Consider the following 15,516-nt stretch of genomic DNA (forward strand, 5'->3'; position numbering starts at 1 on the left):
GTAAAGGCGACTCAGCATCCGGCGGGCCGCCCACGGGTTGAGGAACGCTATGCTGCGCAAGCTGGGACGGCTATTCGTGATCAAGAACCGCTTCGAGGCGTTCCTGATCATCTACGCCCTCGCCCTCGGATCGAGCGCGCGGGGCATGGTCTATCTCCACGAATACCCGGGCTTCGGCGGCAAGCTCCTGTTCCTAGCGACGACCGGCGCGGTGTTTCTGGCGGGGGCGAAGATCCTCGATTGCCTGAAGCTCGAGAGCGAAGTGGCCGAACTGCGCGCGGCGCGCCTTGCCCAGCCGGATTAGGTTCACACAAAGCCACCGCCCGGCCGGTGACCGGCAGCTCTGATCACCATCCATCGCAGGAAGGTGGGGGTTTCTGTTGCTACGCCCGCGCCCTTGTGAAGGGGGGCGAGGACCGTTGCCCGGATCGGCCAGCTTGCGCTCTCCCTCGGCCGAAAGGTGGGGGATTCTGTTGCTACGCTCCCCCGGGCGCCCGGTTTCCGATTCTGTTACCCGGTTCGGTCCGAACCGTGCTCGTAGCGTTGTAAATTCAGGCCGTTAAGCCGTCACATTACGCGGCGAGAGCAAGTGCTTCGTTGTCGTTGGCACTTATTGGTTGTGAGCCTTATGCGGGTTACTCAGCCCGGGCAAAAACTACGTCTTTCAACACACGTCGATCCTGGTTCGGCCCCTCCAGCTGAGCCGCTCGGTCGGCACGCTTCACGCGTGTCGACCGTGAGCTCAGATGGTGGAGCCGCCGGGTACTGCCCCCGGGTCCGTTGCATCTATTGCACGCAGCAGTTTATCGCCATAGCCGGCCGAGGCCGGCGCGGGTGGATATAGCGCTGAAATCCTGAATGTGAAGTGTATCCCCCCTCCCGCCTGCGGGAGGGGGGCGAGACTTGCCCCGGACTTGATCCGGGGCTTAGTCGCAGCGGGGTGGGCCTGCGCGACGGTTCGCTTGCCCACCCCCGACCCCTCCCGCAAGCGGGAGGGGGGAAATCTTCTACTTCTTCAGCGCGTCCCTGATCTCGGCCAGCAGCTCGATTTCGGTCGGGCCGGCGGGGGCGGCGGGCTCTTCGGGCTTGGCGAGCCTCGCGCTCGCCCTGTTCACATAGCGCACCATCAGAAAGATGATGAGGGCCAGGATCACGAAGTTGATGATGGTCGAGACGAACGCCCCCACCGCCAGCACGTTGGCGCCGACCTGGCGCGCGGCCTCGAGCGGGGCGCCCTCGATCACGTCGCCCGACAGGATGATGTAGCGGTCCGAGAAGTCGACGCTGCCGAACACCCAGCCGATCAGCGGCATGATGATGTCATCGGTCAGCGACTTGACGATCGTCCCGAAGGCCGCGCCGATGATGACGCCGACCGCGAGGTCCATGACATTGCCCTTGGCGATGAAGGCCCGGAATTCCGACAGCATGATGATCCCCATTGTTTTTGGCGGTTAACCCTGTCTGGCACCGCCCCGCAGCCCTGCCAAGACGCGGGGCGTGTGCCGTCCACCGCTTGAACGGGGCCAGAGGTGTGCTATATGCGCAATACAGACATTCCGGCAGGGCCAGACCCCGCCGCTCGAGGAGGGACCCACGCGATGAACTTCACCACCATGCTGCGCGGCGCGCTGGCGGCGGCTGCCGCGCTCAGCCTTGCGGCCTGCGGGATCAACTCGGTCCCCACCAAGGAGGAGGCCGCCAAGGCCAAGTGGGCCGATGTGGAGAGCGCCTACCAGCGCCGCGCCGATCTCATCCCCAATCTCGTCTCGACCGTGAAGGGCGCGGCCGCCTCGGAAGGCAAGATCCTCGAGGACGTGATCAACGCCCGCTCGCGCGCCACCGCGGTGCAGATCTCGGCCGACGATCTCGACGATCCGGCCAAGTTCCAGGCCTTCGAACAGGCCCAGGGCGAAGTCGGCGCGACCCTCTCGCGGCTGCTGGCGGTGACCGAGAACTATCCGCAGCTGCGCAGCCAGGAGGGCTTCCTCGCGCTCCAGGACCAGCTCGAGGGGACCGAGAACCGCATCGACAACGCGCGCACCAAGTACAACGCCGCGGTGCAAGACTACAACACCACGATCCGCACCTTCCCCGACAGCATCGGCGCCAACATCATCCATGGCGCCAAGCCGATGCAGGGCTTCAAGGCCAAGCCCGGCGCGGACGAGGCGCCCGAGGTCAATTTCGACGCGCCGGCATAAGGGCAGGGCCCGGGAGCCGGCCGTGAGCCTGCGCCATCTTCTCGCCCTGTGCTGGGCGCTGCTCGCGCTTGTCGCGGCGCCGCTGGCGGCCCAGACCCTGCCCGCGCGCCCCGACGGGCCGGTGCTGGATCAGGCCGGGATCATCCCTGAACCCGACGAGGCCGCGCTCGATGCCAAGCTGCGCGCCTATACCAAGGCGACCGGGCGGGTGATCGCGGTGGCGACGGTCAGCTCGCTCGAGGGGCAGGATCCGGCGACCTACGCGCGCGACCTTGCCGAGGCGTGGGACCTCGGCGGCAAGGAAACCGAGGAGGCCGTGCTGCTGCTGATCGCGCCCAACGAACGCGAGATGTGGATCACCACCGCGCGCGGGGTGCAGGACCGGCTCACCGATCTGTTCACCGGCCAGGTCGTCCGCACCACCCTGCGCCTGGCCTTCCGCGAGGGCGACTTCGGCGGGGGCATTGCCAGAGCCACCGACCAGATGATCGAGCGGCTTAACCTCTCGCCCGCCGATGCCAAGGCGATCGCCGAGGCCGAGGCGGCAGCCAAGCGCAACAGCAGCGACGAGGGCGGCTTTCCGGTGGGCGTGCTGATCTGGCTCGCCTTCATGTTCTTCTTCTTCATCCTGCCGATCATCGCCAGCCGCGGCCGGCGGCGGCGCTATCGTTCGCGCGGGGCAGGCCCGTGGGGCAGTCGCGATCTTGGCGATACGGCGCGCGACGTGATCCTGTGGGAAGTGGGCAGCGCGATCGCCCGCGGCCTCATCAACAGCGGCGGAGGCCGCGGCGGCGGCGGCGGTGACTGGGGCGGCGGCGGAGGCGGCGGCTTCGGCGGCTTCGGCGGCGGCGGCGGGGGTTTCAACGGTGGCGGCGCCGGGGGGAGCTGGTAGGCGATGGCGATGATGGACGATGCCGGCCGCCAGCTGGTCAGCGACGCCGTGACCGCGGCCGAGGGCGCGACCTCGGGCGAGATCGTCACCGTGCTCGCGGACAGCTCGGACGGCTATACCGATGTCGCGCTGCTGTGGGCGGCGGGCGCGGCGTTCACCGCGATGAGCGTGTTTGCGGCTTTCCCCGCGCCCTTCCTCGAAGCGTGGGACGCCATGACCGGCGGCTGGGGCCACGAATGGACGAGCGGCGAGATCGCCAGCATGGTGATCGCGCTGGGCCTCGTGAAATTCCTCGGAGTGTGGCTGGTCCAGCAATGGCAGCCGCTGAAATGGCTGCTGGTGCCCGGCCCGGTGAAGACGATCCGCGTCCACAATCAGGCGGTGCGCCAGTTCAGGGTCGGTGCCGAGCGCCGCACCACGGGGCGCACCGGCGTGCTCATCTACCTCTCGATGCGCGAGCGCCGCGCCGAAATCGTCGCCGATGAAAGCATCGCGGCAAAAGTCCCGGCCGAGGTGTGGGGCGAGGCGATGGGCGACATGCTCGCCCAGATCCGCAAGGGCGCGATCGCCGAAGGGCTCGCAGTCGGCATTAGCGATGTGGGCTTTATTCTCGCCGAGCATTTCCCGCGGGGGGCGGGTGACGTGAACGAGCTGCCCGACCGGCTGATCGAGGTTTAGGCCTTGACCTTGATGCCCTGAGCCTGTCGAAGGGCGCTCCCTGCCCTCCCCCAGCCGACGGAGCCCCCCTTGCAGAAAGACCGCGACGCCGACCTGCCCGAGATCGTGCAGTGGGAGGGCCGCTTCATCACCGCCAGGACGCGGGGGCGCTGGGAATATGTCGGCCGCGCGCGCGGCATCCGCGCGGCGGCGATCATTGCCTTGGACGATGACCCCGATGGCACCCGCCACGTGATCCTCGTCAGCCAGTACCGCGTGCCCCTGGGGCGCTTCAGCCTCGAGATCCCCGCAGGACTGGTCGGCGACGATGCGGGCGGCGAAGGCGAGGAAGCCACTGCTGCCGCCGCGCGCGAGCTGGAGGAGGAAACCGGCTACCGCGCCGGCAGGCTCGAGGTGCTGGGCGAATTCTACTCCTCGCCGGGCATGGTCTCGGAAAGCTTCACGCTGCTCAAGGCCACGGCGCTCGAACGGGTGAGCGAGGGCGGCGGGACGGAAGACGAGAACATCATCGTCCACCGGGTTGCGCTGCGCGATCTTTCACGCTTTGTGGCCGAGTGGCGGCGCGCCGGCCACGCGGTCGATGTCAGGATCGCGATGCTTCTGACGCCGGGATATTTGGGAGAGGAATGACAGATATGGCAGGACGTGTAGCGGGCAAGATGGCCCTCGTGACGGGGGCTGCGCAGGGCCTCGGCCGCGCGCATTGCATTGCTCTGGCGCAGGAAGGCGCGCGGGTGCTGGCGACCGACATCAACGGTGCGGGCGCAGAGGAAACCGCCGCGATCATCAACGCCGAGCTGGGCGAAGGCACCGCTTTCGGCATGGCGCATGACGTGACCAGCCCCGACCAGTGGGACGCCGCCGTCGATGCCGCGCGCGAACAGCTCGGCGGATTGAACGTCCTCGTCAACAATGCCGGGATCGGCGTGCCCGGCAATATCGAGGCCTGCGACTTCGGCGACTGGCAGCGCTGCTTCGACATCAACGTCAACTCGATCTTCCACGGCTGCCAGAAGGCGCTGCCGCTGATGCGCGAGCATGCGCCGGGCTCGATCATCAACATCTCCTCGATCGCCGGCCTGATCGCGAGCGACACCATGCCCGCCTACAACGCCAGCAAGGCGGCGGTGTGGATGCTGTCGAAGTCGATCGCGCTCCACTGCGCGAAGAAGGGGATGCAGATCCGCTGCAATTCGGTCCACCCGACCTTTGTCGACACCCCGATCCTCGATGGCACCGCAAAAGCGCACGCGCTCGACAAGGCGGTGCTGATGGAGAAGCTGGCGCGGCAGATTCCCTTGAAGTTCGTCGGCGAGCCGAACGACATCGCCAACGCGGTGCTCTATCTGGCGAGCGATGAAAGCCGCTTCATGACCGGCGCCGAGCTGAAACTGGATGGCGGCATCTCGGCGATGTGAGGGAGGGGGGATTGCTCCCCCCTCAATCCGCGATCAGCGCGATTGCGGCGTAGATCAGCACCGGGCTGCCGAAACCGACCAGCGTGGCAATCACGAAGCCGGCGCGCACCAGCAGCGGGTCGATGCCGAAGTAGTTGCCGATCCCCGAGCACACGCCCGCAAGCCTGGCATTGCCCTTGTCGAGGCGGAAGCTGCGGCTCGGCGGGGTGCTGCCCGAATTCCTGATATCGTTCATGGTGGTCGAACTCCTGTGAAAACGAGAGGCGATCAGGCCATCAGCGAGGGGCTGACGGGGAGGATCGCATAGGCGAAGCTGGCAACCGTCAGGATGACAGCGAAAGCGGCAGAAGCAAGGCGGGCGGTGTTGTCTTGTCCGAACATGGGTCTTGGTCCTTGGTCAGAGTGGGCGGGTCAGGCGGTCAGCGAGGGGCTGGCGGGGATGATGGCGTAGGCGAAGAAGGCGGCCGAGATCACGACCGAGAAGGCGGCGGCGAAGAGGCGGCTGGAGGTTTCGTTGGCGTACATTGTGTGTCTCCTGTTGCTGTGTTGCCGGGGCTGTCCCGGGGATGCCGGATACTTTGCACGGGTCGTGCCAAACTTGAAAAACGGCGGATTTCTGCGGTTCCGCACCTTTCGCCCCGCAAGTGCGCCGTTCACCCGAACGAAAGCTTGGGAATTTTTCCCAAGTATCGGGATCGGCGATTTTGCGCCCGCCGCACTGGCCAAAACGCCGCCCTCCCGCTACCCCCGCGCCTGCCATGGGCCTCAGCCGCATCAGCCTTGAAAACTTCCGCAACCACCCCGCGACCACGCTCGCCGAAACCGCGCATTTCAACCTGCTGGTGGGCGAGAACGGGGCGGGCAAGACCAACCTTCTGGAAGCCCTGTCGCTGCTCGGCCCCGGGCGCGGATTGCGCCGCGCGAACCTCGCCGACCTCGCCCGCCGCACCGCGCCGGGCGCTGCCCCCCTGCCCTTCGCGATCGGCGCGAGCCTGACCGAGGCGGGCACGGTCTCGGCGCGGATCGGCACCTATACCGAGGCCGGCAGCCCCGGACGGCGGCTGGTGCGCGTCAACGGCGCGCCCGCCACCGCCGCGAGCCTTGCCGAGTGGCTCGCCCTGTCATGGCTCACCCCGGCGATGGACGGCCTGTTCACCGACAGCGCGGGCGCAAGGCGGCGGTTCATGGACCGCATGGCATTGGCCCTCGCCCCCGATCACGCGCGCCGGGTGAATGCGCTGGAGAGCGCCTTGCGCGAACGCGGCAAGCTGCTGGACAGCGGCGGCGACCCGCGCTGGCTCGATGCGGTCGAGGCCCAGGCCGCCGATCACGGCGCCGCCGTCACCCGCGCCCGGGGCGAGCTGGTGGCGCGCCTCGCCGACGAGCTGTCCGCCCTCCCGCCCGAACCCTTCGCACGGCCAGCCCTGACCTATCGTCCCGGCGGCCCGGCGGACGAGACTGCCTTGCGCGCCGAACTCGCCCGCGCCCGCCCGCGCGACCGGGCCGCAGGCCGCGCACTGACCGGGCCCCAGCGCGACGAGCTTGAGGTGCGCATGGCCTCCACCGGCCACCCCGCCGCCGCCTGTTCGACCGGCGAGCAGAAGGCGATGCTGATCGCCATCACGCTGGCCCACGGCATCCTCGCCGCCGCCGGCCGCCCTTCCGTGCTGCTGCTCGACGAGGTCGCCGCCCACCTCGATCCGGTCCGCCGCGCCGAGCTGTTCCGGCGCCTCAGGGAAGGCCGCGCGCAGGTATGGATGACCGGCACCGAGCTTGCCCCCTTCGATGCCATCCGCAGCGAGGCGGCGGTGTGGCGGGTTTCGGGCGGGGGCGTGGAGCCTCTCTAGCGAAGTTCACGAAGTTCATATTGCAAAATGCGCAATCCTACAGGCTTTCTGCAATGCATTCAGCGGCTTGAAGGCCGAAATCGAAGTTCACACAGATTTCGTGCGCGCCGCCGCCAGCTGCAAGCGGGATGATCGCCTCGACAATGCGAAAGAGCCCGCCCGTCATAGCGCCGCACACCCGTGTAGGAAAATGCCCCGGTCAGCGCGGTGCGGGCATGGCAGGCGAAGCGCCGGACGCGGGCGGCAGCGCGCTCTCCACCTGCCCGAGCGTGGCGGCCACCAGCCGCTCGATCCCCTCGGCGGTGGGGTGGATCTTGTCCGACTGGAACAGCGCCGGCTCGCGGTAGATGTCCTCCAGCCAGAAGGGGATCAGCGCCGCGCCATGTTCCTTGGCGAGATCGGCATAGATCGCATCGAAGGCCGCCTGATACTCCGGCCCGTAATTGGGGGGCGCGCGCATCCCCATCAGCAGCACCGGCACCTTTTCCTGGTTGAGGATCGCCAGCATCTTGCCGAGGTTTGCCTTCGTCTCGTCAGGCTTCAGCCCGCGCAGCAGATCATTGCCGCCCAGTTCGAGGATGAACAGCGCCGGCGGCGTCTCCTGTGCGGCGAGGGTGAATTCGAGCCGCTGGAGCCCTGCCGCAGTGGTATCGCCCGAGACCCCGGCGTTGATCACGTCGGCATTGATCCCCTTGGCGCGCAGGGCGTTCTCGAGCTTTTCGGGATAGGCATCGCGCGCATCGAGGCCGTAGCCTGCAAACAGGCTGTCGCCGAAAGCGATGACCTTGCGTTCGGGCCCCATCACCGGAACCGCGGGGAGCGCCGGCTGGCCGTCCTCGGCCATTTCCGGGGCGTTGGCGGCGTCCCCGGCCTTGTCGGAGCATCCCGCCAGCGCCAGCGACGCGCCGCCTGCCAGAGCAATAATCGACCAAGAGCGCTTGTGCATCCGCCAGCCTTCCATACCTGTAGCTTGTCGCCACCCCCCACCTATGCCATCGGACAATTGTGACAAGTCCCTCTCTCGCCATCAGCGCCCGCAACCTCACCCTGACGCTCGGCGGCACCGCTTCGCCGGTGACGATCCTGCGCGGGATCGATCTCGATGTGCCGCAGGGGCAGGTCGTGGCGCTGCTCGGGCCTTCGGGATCGGGCAAGAGCTCGCTGATGGCGGTGCTCTCGGGCCTCGAACGCGCCAGCGGGGGGAGCCTTGACGTGGCGGGCGCCAATTTCGCGGCGCTGGGCGAGGATGGCCTTGCGGCGGCGCGGCGCGGGCGGATCGGGATCGTCTTGCAGGCCTTCCACCTGCTCCCCACCATGACCGCAGCCGAGAATGTTGCCACCCCGATGGAACTGGCCGGGATGGCCGATGCCGCCCCCCGCGCGCTCGCCGAACTGGAAGCGGTCGGCCTTGCGCACCGCACCGGGCACTACCCCGCGCAGCTGTCGGGCGGCGAGCAGCAGCGCGTCGCCATTGCGCGGGCCACCGCACCGCGCCCCGGCCTGATCTTCGCCGACGAGCCGACCGGCAATCTCGATGCCGCGACCGGCGAGGAGATCATCAAGCTGCTCCTCGCCCGCCGTGCCGAGACCGGGGCGACGCTGCTGATCATCACCCACGACGCCGCCCTCGCCGCACGCTGCGAACGGGTGCTGACCATGGCCGATGGCCGGATAGTCTCGGACACCGCTCCTGTGGTTTCGGCTGGCGCATGAGCCTGCCGACAAGGACCGCATGGGCGATTGCCCGGCGCGATCTCAACGCGCGCTTCCGGGGCTTGCGCCTGCTGCTGGTGTGCATTGTCCTTGGCACCGCCGCATTGGCCGCGATCGGCACGCTGACCGCGGCGATCGAGAGCCAGCTTGCCTCCAGCGGGCAGGCGCTGCTCGGCGGGGACCTTGAAGTCGAGGTGTGGCAGCGCACCCTCACCCCGGCCGAAAGGAAGGCGCTCGGCGCTTACGGCACCATCTCGAGCGGCTACCGGATGCAGGCGATGGCCAGCACGCCCGAGGCTGCCGCGCCGATCGAGCTGAAGGCGGTCGACGGCAAGTGGCCGATGTACGGCACGCTCACCCTCGCCGATGGCCGCCGCGCCGGCGCGCCTGCGGGCAAGGACGCATGGGTCGCGGCCACCGCGCTCGAACGGCTCGGGATCAAGGTGGGCGAGAGCTTCAAGGTCGGCACGGTCACGCTGCGGGCCGCAGGGATCATCAAGGACGAGCCCGACCGGCTTTCCGAAGGCTTCCAGCTCGGCCCGACGATCATCGTTGCCGAGGGCATCCCCGCCGAGGCCGGCCTCGTCGCCCCGGGCGCGCTCTACCAGAGCAAGCACCGCATCGCCTTTGCCAATCCTGCGCGCGATCCTGCGGCGGTGGAAGAGGCGCTCGCCCGGAAATTCCCCACCGCCGGGTTCGACATCCGCACCCGGGACCGCGCCTCGCCCGGGGCGGACCGCTTCGTGCGCCAGATGAGCGATTTCCTGACGCTGGTGGGGCTCGCCGCACTGGTGATCGCGGGGATCGGGATTGCCGGCGGGGTGTCCTCCTATCTCGACCAGCGCCGCGCGAGCATTGCGACCCTGAAGGTGCTGGGCGCGACCTCGGGTGACATCGTGCGCATCTATGCGATGCAGATCGGCGCCGCGGCGCTGGCGGGGAGCCTTGCGGGGCTGGTCGCCGGCGTGCTCGTCACCCCGCTGCTGGCGGGCGCCCTCGAAGGCCTGCTGCCGGTCGAGAGCGGCTTCATCATTTCGCCCCCCGCGCTGCTGCTGGCGGCGAGTTACGGCCTGCTGGTCGCCTTCGCCTTCGCCGCCGCGCCGCTGCTGCGGGCGCGGACCTTCCCGGCGATGGCGCTGATGCGCTCAGGCATCGTGCCGCTGGCGCGGGACCGGCGCGCGCTGGCAGCGACCGCGATCGGCATCGCCGGGGTCTGCGCGCTGGCCCTCACCACCACCGCGCAACCGCTGCTGTCGGGCGGGTTTCTGCTCGGCGCAGGCGCGGCGCTGGCGCTGCTCGCCGGGATCGGCTGGGGCATCCAGCGCCTCGCCCGCCGCCTGCCGCGGCCGCGCAATCCCTTGCTGCGCAGCGCCATCGCCAACATCCACCGCCCCGGCGCGCCGACCGGGGCGCTGGTCACCGCATTGGGCTTCGGGCTGGCCGCCTTCGTGCTGCTCGCCGCGGTGCAGAGCGCGATCGACGGCAATATCGCCCGCCGCGTGCCGATGGAGGCGCCCGATTATTTCGTGCTCGATGTGCCGCCCGCCAAGGAGCCGCGCTTCTTCACGCTGATCCAGAGCGCGTTTCCCAAGGCCGGCATCCGCACCGTCCCCACGCTGCGCGGCGCGGTGCTCGCCTATGGCCCCAAGGACAAGCTCACCCGGGTCGCCGACCTCAAGGAAATCCCCGATGGCGCCTGGGCCCTGCGCGGCGAGCGCGGGCTGACCTATGCCGACCGTCTGCCGCAGGGCAACCGCATCGTCGCGGGCGAGTGGTGGAGCCCGCTCCACCGGGGCGAGCCGCTGGTTTCGGTCGATGCGCGCTTTGCCGAGGCGGTCGGCCTGAAGGTCGGCGACTATCTGACCATCGGCATTCTCGGGGTCGAACGCACCGCCCGGGTCGCCAACCTGCGCGAGATCGACTGGGAGAGCATGGGCTTCAACTTCGCGCTGGTGTTCAGCCGCAATGCGATCGCCGATGCGCCGCACAACCTTTCGGCGACCATCGACCTGCCCGACGGCGCCGATCCTGCCGCGCGCGGCCGCCTGCTGCGCGCGCTGGTGAAGGAAATGCCCTCATCCTCGGTGATCGAAGTCGGCGGCATTCTGGTCGAGGCGAGGAAGCTGCTCGAACAGGTCAGCCTTGCGACCCTCGCTGCCGCCGCGGTGACGGTGCTGGCGGGCCTTGCGGTGCTGATGGGCGCGATCGCCGCCGCGCGCGCGGCGCGCACCTATGACACGGTGATGCTGCGCGTGCTCGGGGCGAGCCGGCGGCAGATCCTGCTGTTGCAGCTGGCTGAATACGGCCTCCTCGCCGGCCTCCTGGCGCTGGTCGCGCTGGGGCTTGGCGGGGGGCTCGCCTGGGTGATCGTCACCCGGCTGTTCGCATTCGACTGGCTGCCCGACTGGGGCGAGGTGCTCGGTGTGCTCGGCCTCGGCACCGCGCTGGTGCTGGGCTTCGCGCTCGCCGGATCGCTCCCGCTGCTGGGCGCGAAACCGGCGCGCGCGCTGCGCGAGCTTTAGGCGAAGACCTCTTCGAGCCGCTCCGAACCGCCGCCGGTCACCTCGCTGTGCAGCGCCGCGATGAAGGTCGAGGCGAACATCACGTAGATGACGAAAAGCGGCAGCAGCACGAAGGGCAGCAGCAGGATCAAGAGCGGCAGGCCCGAGGCCGGATCGGCGCTGATCGCGGTGGTGAACACGAGGCCGAAAGGCAGCCCGAAGATCACCAGCGTCAGCACCACGAGCGCGAGCATCGCCAGGAAAATGCCGAGCACCCGGCCCTCGGTCACCGCCCAGCTGCGCCGGATCGCGGCGACGGGACCCCACACCTGGTCGACCGCCACCACCGGCACCAGCACCACAAGCCGGCAGCCAAGATATACCACCGCCGGCATGAACAGCAAAACCAGCAACACGCCCACGATGCTCCCGGCCGTGCCGCCGCCGAGCCCGGCCACGCCCGCCACCGCGAGCACCGCCGCGCCGAGCGCGAGATAGGCCAGCCCCAGGATCAGCGAGATGAGGATGAAGGGCAGCACGCTCTTGAAACCGCGCACCATCGCGGAGCTGAAGGAGGGCTCCTCGAGCGGCGAGGCGATCGTCACCATCGCCGCCTGCTGGACCAGCGCCAGCACCGCATAGGCGGCATAGAACAGCATCATGACGAGGAAAAACACGACCCCCATCCCCGTCACCGCGGCCGGATCGTCAAGCCCCGCACCGATGCCCACCGCGCCCGCCGTGCCCATGATCGCTATCACGATCCCGAGCACCACCGAGCCCACCATCTGGATCGCGAAGAACACCGCGAACATGCCGAGCAGCAGCCAGAACCGCTGGCGCAGCATCGTCCAGCTGGTCGCAAACACGCGTCCGATATCGATCATGATTGTCCCCCTGCGGTCATCCCCGGTCCGGGCTGCCGCGCGAACGCAGGATGCATGGTGCAAGCGCCTGTTGCAACGGGAAAGGCGCCCTTGCCCCGGCCCTAATCGAACAGCGCGGCCTCGTAATCGATCGCGCGCGGATCGCTGCCGTAGCGGTTGGGCCCGGGGGTTCCGGCCGCAAGCATCAGCCACAGCATCCAGCCCACCCCGAGATAGGGCAGGAACATGACGGTCAGCATCCACCCGCTGGTGTTGTGATCGTGGACCCGGCGCACCTGTAGCGCGAGGGTCGGCACGGCGAAGGCGAGGACATAGAGGCCGAACACCGCCAGCACGATATTCTCGCGCAGGCTGCCCTCGGGCAGCAGCGAGGCAAGGTTGAGCGCGGCTGCGAGAAAGCCGATCTGCCACAGGATGAAGGCCCAGTATTCGGTGCGCCTGGCCCGCCCGCGAAGGTCGAAGCTGCGGCGGATCGGCTGGATCAGGCTGGTAAGCATGGGTTCCTCATCTCCCGCCGCGCGCCCGCGCGCAAGCCCTCGGCACACCATGCTCCACACAGCCAAAGGGCCCCGCACCATCTGGTGCGGGGCCCCCTGCCTGTTGCCCGGTCAAAAAGGCCGATCAGAACTTGAAGCGCACGATGCCGCCATAGGTGCGCGGCTGGCTCGGGTAGCCCGAGACCGTGCCCGACTGCGCGACGCCGTCGAACACCGTGATGATGTACTGATCCTCCAGCAGGTTGCGCGCCCACACGCCGACCTCGAGCCCGTTTTCGAGCTGGAGCGTCATCGAGCCGTTCACGAGGTTGACCTCGCGCTCGAAGATGCGGGTGTTGCCGAGCGCGGTGTTGAAGGTCGGCAGACCGTTGTTGATGTTGACGTTGCTTTCGTGGCTGTAATCGAGGCGGCTGACCAGCTTGGTGCCGCTCGAGCCGAACTCGTGGGTGTGGGTCGCGGCCACGCGCAGGTTCCACTCGGGGATCCCGCCCGGACGCGCGCCGGTCAGGTTGCCCACCGGGCTCTGGGTGAAGCTGTCGAACTTCGGATCGAGGTAGGTCGCCGCGAAGTTGAACACGAGGCCCGGGGTCGGCGAAACATTGCTGTCGAACTCGAAGCCCTTCACCGACTGCTGGCCGGCGTTGTTCAGCTGGAAGCCGGTGCCGGTGAACAGGAAGCTCTGGAAGCCCTTGATGGTCTGGTCGAACAGCGCAAGGTTGAAGCCGAAGCCCTGCCACTGCGCCTTCACGCCCAGTTCGTAGACCTCGGCATTTTCCGGACCTGCAAAGCGCGAACCCGTGCCGAGGTTGGCGACCGCCAGTCCGGCATTGGTGATCGGCGAGGCAGGCGCCGCAAAGCGCGAGCGGCCCGGACCCGGGATATAGTCGCCGAACGCCGGACGGCTATCGCGCGACAGGTTGATCGAGCTCGCCTTGAAGCCGGTCGCGTAGCTCGCATAGACGTTGATCTCGTTCGAGACCTGATAGGCGGCACGCAGCAGGTAGGTGAACTTGTCGTCGCGGGTCTGGCCGGGTTCGACCGCGTTCGGAATGCTCAGGAACGGCGGCTGGAACTGGAACGGCGAGAGGCCGAGCAGCGGGTTGGTCGCCGGGTTGGTCGCCGCGGCGAGCAGCTGCTGCTGCACCGCACCCGGCAGGGCCTGGAACTGCGCGCGGGTGAACACGTCGGGCAGCGCCGGGTTGGCCACGGTCGCACCGGTGATGAAGGCATCGACGAGGTTGATGTTGGCCAGCTCGTCGAAGGCCTGACCCGCGAGCGCGAAGTCCTTCTTGTCATCGGTGTAGTTGAACCCGCCGGTGAAGACGAGGCCGTCGATCGGCTCGAAGTCGATGGTGCCGAACACCGACCAGGCGGTGTTGTCCATCGAATATTGCTCGGCGGTGAGCAGACCGGGGCTGAAGATCGCGCCCTGCGGCAGGCCGAGCGCGGCTTCGACGCCGTTGAAGGTCGCCGGGTTGCCGGTCAGCAGCGCGAAGAAGGTGCGCGTGTCGGCACCGGTGGTGAGCCGGCTGTCCTGCGAGATCGATTCGTCGAAGTAGAACCCGCCCAAAAGGAAGTTGATCGGACCATCGAAGTCCGAGGTCAGCCGCAGTTCCTGGGTGAAGGTGTTGACCTGCTGGTCGCGGGTTTCGGTCACCACGTCGGCGCTGGTGAAGTCGACGTCCTGATCGAGGAAGTTCTTCAGCTCGCGATAGGCGGTGATCGAAGTGAAGGTCAGCGCACCGGTGCTCCAGTCGGCCTGGATCGAGCCGCCGTAGTTGTCGACGGTGTTGAGCGGCTTCTGGCTGAGGAAGGTGTTGTAGCTGAAGAAGTCAGTGCTGAGCGCACCGCCCACCGCGAAGATCGCGGGCGCGGTCGGGCCGGCGACGAGGGTCGAGACGAGGCAGCAGCTTTCGTCGATCTTGGCGTAGTCGCCGATGATGCGGACCTTGAAGTCGGGGGTCGGCTCGATCAGCAGCTGGCCGCGCGCCGCCCAGCGGTTGCGGTCCGAGGTATCGGTGTTGAGGTTGGTGATGCGGGCATAACCGTCGCGGCGGTTGTAGCTGCCGTCGATCGAGAAGGCGATGTTCTCGGCGATCGGCCCGGTCACTTCGCCCTTGAGCACCACGGCGTTGTAGTTGCCGTAGCTCGCTTCGACGAGGCCGCCGAATTCGTATTGTGGCTCCTTGGTGACGACCGAGATCACGCCGGCGCTCGCGTTCTTGCCGAACAGGGTCGATTGCGGCCCGTTCAGCACTTCGATGCGGCTCACCATGTTGAGGTCGGACAGCGCCGCGGCCGAGCGCGAGCGGAACACGCCGTCGATGAACACGCCGACCGAGGGCTCGATCCCGAAATTGTTGTCGCCGTTGCCGAAGCCGCGGATGATGAAGGTGGTCGCCGAAGCGCTCTGGAGCTGGCTGACGCGCAGCGAGGGCACCACGGTTTGCAGGTCGAGCACGTCGCGGATCTGCGCCTGCTCGAGCACTTCGCCGCTGGTCACCGACACCGAGATCGGGGTTTCCTGCAGGGTCTGCTCGCGCTTGGACGCGGTGACGATGATGACGTTGCTGGCTTCGGGGTCACCGGCCTCGGGCTCGGCGTCCTGCGCCAGGGCGACGCCCGGCATGGCAAGGCAGGCAGCGCCCGCAAGCAGGGTGAATCGATATGCGCCGGCAGCGCCGGTGATGGTCGAACGCATGGAAGCTCCTCTCCAAAAATCCCGCGACCCCGGCGCCCTGTTGCGGGCACGCACCGTCCCAGTGCGCTCTCTCCCGAGATCGTGTGCCGGCGGTCATAAGCGAGGCCTGCGATTGTAACAAGTCGCACCCTCGCGGTTTTGACGGGCAGGTGACGTGTATGTTGCGCAAGAGTCACAC

Annotated in this window: 18 protein-coding genes and 1 other RNA gene; 9 read left to right on the forward strand and 10 right to left on the reverse strand. The window is 68.1% G+C overall.

Annotated features, from left to right (window positions below; all coding sequences use genetic code 11):
* The first annotated feature begins 49 nt into the window (after positions 1-49).
* Positions 50-304 (forward strand): hypothetical protein, encoded by a 255-nt coding sequence (locus D620_RS0110600; RefSeq protein WP_017665784.1) that lies wholly within the window; start codon positions 50-52, stop codon positions 302-304.
* 192 nt (positions 305-496) lie between these two features.
* Here D620_RS0110600 and ssrA read toward each other — a convergent pair.
* Together ssrA and mscL are read right to left on the reverse strand one after the other, a co-directional pair.
* Positions 497-869, reverse strand: a transfer-messenger RNA (tmRNA) gene (gene ssrA / locus D620_RS16045).
* 138 nt (positions 870-1,007) lie between these two features.
* Positions 1,008-1,430: a large conductance mechanosensitive channel protein MscL gene (mscL, locus tag D620_RS0110605; protein ID WP_026092132.1), complete on the reverse strand. Its 423-nt coding sequence runs from the start codon at positions 1,428-1,430 to the stop codon at positions 1,008-1,010.
* Between the two features lie 171 nt (positions 1,431-1,601).
* Between mscL and D620_RS0110610 the strand changes: the two genes are divergently transcribed.
* From D620_RS0110610 to D620_RS0110630, 5 genes are all read left to right on the forward strand, one after another.
* Positions 1,602-2,204 carry a LemA family protein gene (locus tag D620_RS0110610; protein WP_017665786.1) on the forward strand — a complete coding sequence of 201 codons (603 nt, stop codon included), beginning with the start codon at positions 1,602-1,604 and terminating at the stop codon, positions 2,202-2,204.
* 22 nt (positions 2,205-2,226) lie between these two features.
* Complete coding sequence (locus D620_RS0110615) at positions 2,227-3,096, forward strand: TPM domain-containing protein (protein ID WP_017665787.1); 870 nt, start codon at positions 2,227-2,229, stop codon at positions 3,094-3,096.
* 3 nt (positions 3,097-3,099) lie between these two features.
* Positions 3,100-3,774, forward strand: a complete 675-nt coding sequence (locus D620_RS0110620; RefSeq protein ID WP_017665788.1) for a TPM domain-containing protein — start codon at positions 3,100-3,102, stop codon at positions 3,772-3,774.
* A 69-nt stretch (positions 3,775-3,843) separates the two neighbouring features.
* A complete protein-coding gene (locus D620_RS0110625) occupies positions 3,844-4,404 on the forward strand; it encodes an NUDIX hydrolase (RefSeq protein ID WP_017665789.1) in 561 nt (186 codons plus the stop codon).
* 5 nt (positions 4,405-4,409) lie between these two features.
* Positions 4,410-5,192 (forward strand): SDR family oxidoreductase, encoded by a 783-nt coding sequence (locus D620_RS0110630; protein ID WP_081596579.1) that lies wholly within the window; start codon positions 4,410-4,412, stop codon positions 5,190-5,192.
* Between the two features lie 22 nt (positions 5,193-5,214).
* On the opposite strand, the gene D620_RS0110635 is transcribed toward D620_RS0110630, so the two are convergent.
* From D620_RS0110635 to D620_RS16645, 3 genes are read right to left on the reverse strand one after another with little or no spacing between them, the layout of a single operon-like run.
* Entirely contained in the window at positions 5,215-5,427 is a 213-nt protein-coding gene (locus tag D620_RS0110635; protein WP_017665791.1) for a PspC domain-containing protein, read from the reverse strand.
* Positions 5,428-5,459: 32 nt separating this feature from the next.
* On the reverse strand, positions 5,460-5,573 hold the full coding sequence (locus tag D620_RS16640; RefSeq protein ID WP_017665792.1) for a hypothetical protein: 114 nt from the start codon (positions 5,571-5,573) through the stop codon (positions 5,460-5,462).
* Between the two features lie 30 nt (positions 5,574-5,603).
* A complete protein-coding gene (locus D620_RS16645; RefSeq protein WP_017665793.1) occupies positions 5,604-5,717 on the reverse strand; it encodes a hypothetical protein in 114 nt (37 codons plus the stop codon).
* Positions 5,718-5,950: 233 nt separating this feature from the next.
* On the opposite strand from D620_RS16645, the gene recF reads away from it, so the two are divergent.
* On the forward strand, positions 5,951-7,039 hold the full coding sequence (gene recF / locus D620_RS0110650) for a DNA replication/repair protein RecF (RefSeq protein WP_017665794.1): 1,089 nt from the start codon (positions 5,951-5,953) through the stop codon (positions 7,037-7,039).
* Between the two features lie 37 nt (positions 7,040-7,076).
* On the opposite strand, the gene D620_RS16880 is transcribed toward recF, so the two are convergent.
* Both D620_RS16880 and D620_RS0110660 read right to left on the reverse strand, forming a co-directional pair.
* Positions 7,077-7,205 carry a hypothetical protein gene (locus D620_RS16880; RefSeq protein ID WP_017665795.1) on the reverse strand — a complete coding sequence of 43 codons (129 nt, stop codon included), beginning with the start codon at positions 7,203-7,205 and terminating at the stop codon, positions 7,077-7,079.
* 33 nt (positions 7,206-7,238) lie between these two features.
* Positions 7,239-7,985 carry an arylesterase gene (locus D620_RS0110660; protein WP_026092135.1) on the reverse strand — a complete coding sequence of 249 codons (747 nt, stop codon included), beginning with the start codon at positions 7,983-7,985 and terminating at the stop codon, positions 7,239-7,241.
* Between the two features lie 59 nt (positions 7,986-8,044).
* On the opposite strand from D620_RS0110660, the gene D620_RS0110665 reads away from it, so the two are divergent.
* Both D620_RS0110665 and D620_RS0110670 read left to right on the forward strand, forming a co-directional pair.
* Positions 8,045-8,752: an ABC transporter ATP-binding protein gene (locus tag D620_RS0110665; protein ID WP_017665797.1), complete on the forward strand. Its 708-nt coding sequence runs from the start codon at positions 8,045-8,047 to the stop codon at positions 8,750-8,752.
* Entirely contained in the window at positions 8,749-11,274 is a 2,526-nt protein-coding gene (locus tag D620_RS0110670) for an ABC transporter permease (RefSeq protein WP_017665798.1), read from the forward strand. The genes D620_RS0110665 and D620_RS0110670 overlap by 4 nt, the downstream gene beginning before the upstream one ends.
* On the opposite strand, the gene D620_RS0110675 is transcribed toward D620_RS0110670, so the two are convergent.
* From D620_RS0110675 to D620_RS0110685, 3 genes are all read right to left on the reverse strand, one after another.
* A complete protein-coding gene (locus D620_RS0110675; protein WP_017665799.1) occupies positions 11,271-12,140 on the reverse strand; it encodes a hypothetical protein in 870 nt (289 codons plus the stop codon). The genes D620_RS0110670 and D620_RS0110675 overlap by 4 nt on opposite strands.
* A gap of 101 nt (positions 12,141-12,241) precedes the next feature.
* The gene (locus tag D620_RS0110680) at positions 12,242-12,637 is read right to left on the reverse strand and encodes a DUF805 domain-containing protein (protein WP_017665800.1); all 396 of its coding nucleotides are present in this window, start codon (positions 12,635-12,637) and stop codon (positions 12,242-12,244) included.
* A 124-nt stretch (positions 12,638-12,761) separates the two neighbouring features.
* Complete coding sequence (locus D620_RS0110685) at positions 12,762-15,338, reverse strand: TonB-dependent receptor (protein ID WP_017665801.1); 2,577 nt, start codon at positions 15,336-15,338, stop codon at positions 12,762-12,764.
* Positions 15,339-15,516 lie beyond the last annotated feature (178 nt).

The organism is Porphyrobacter sp. AAP82 (assembly GCF_000331285.1).
Lineage (GTDB): Bacteria > Pseudomonadota > Alphaproteobacteria > Sphingomonadales > Sphingomonadaceae > Erythrobacter.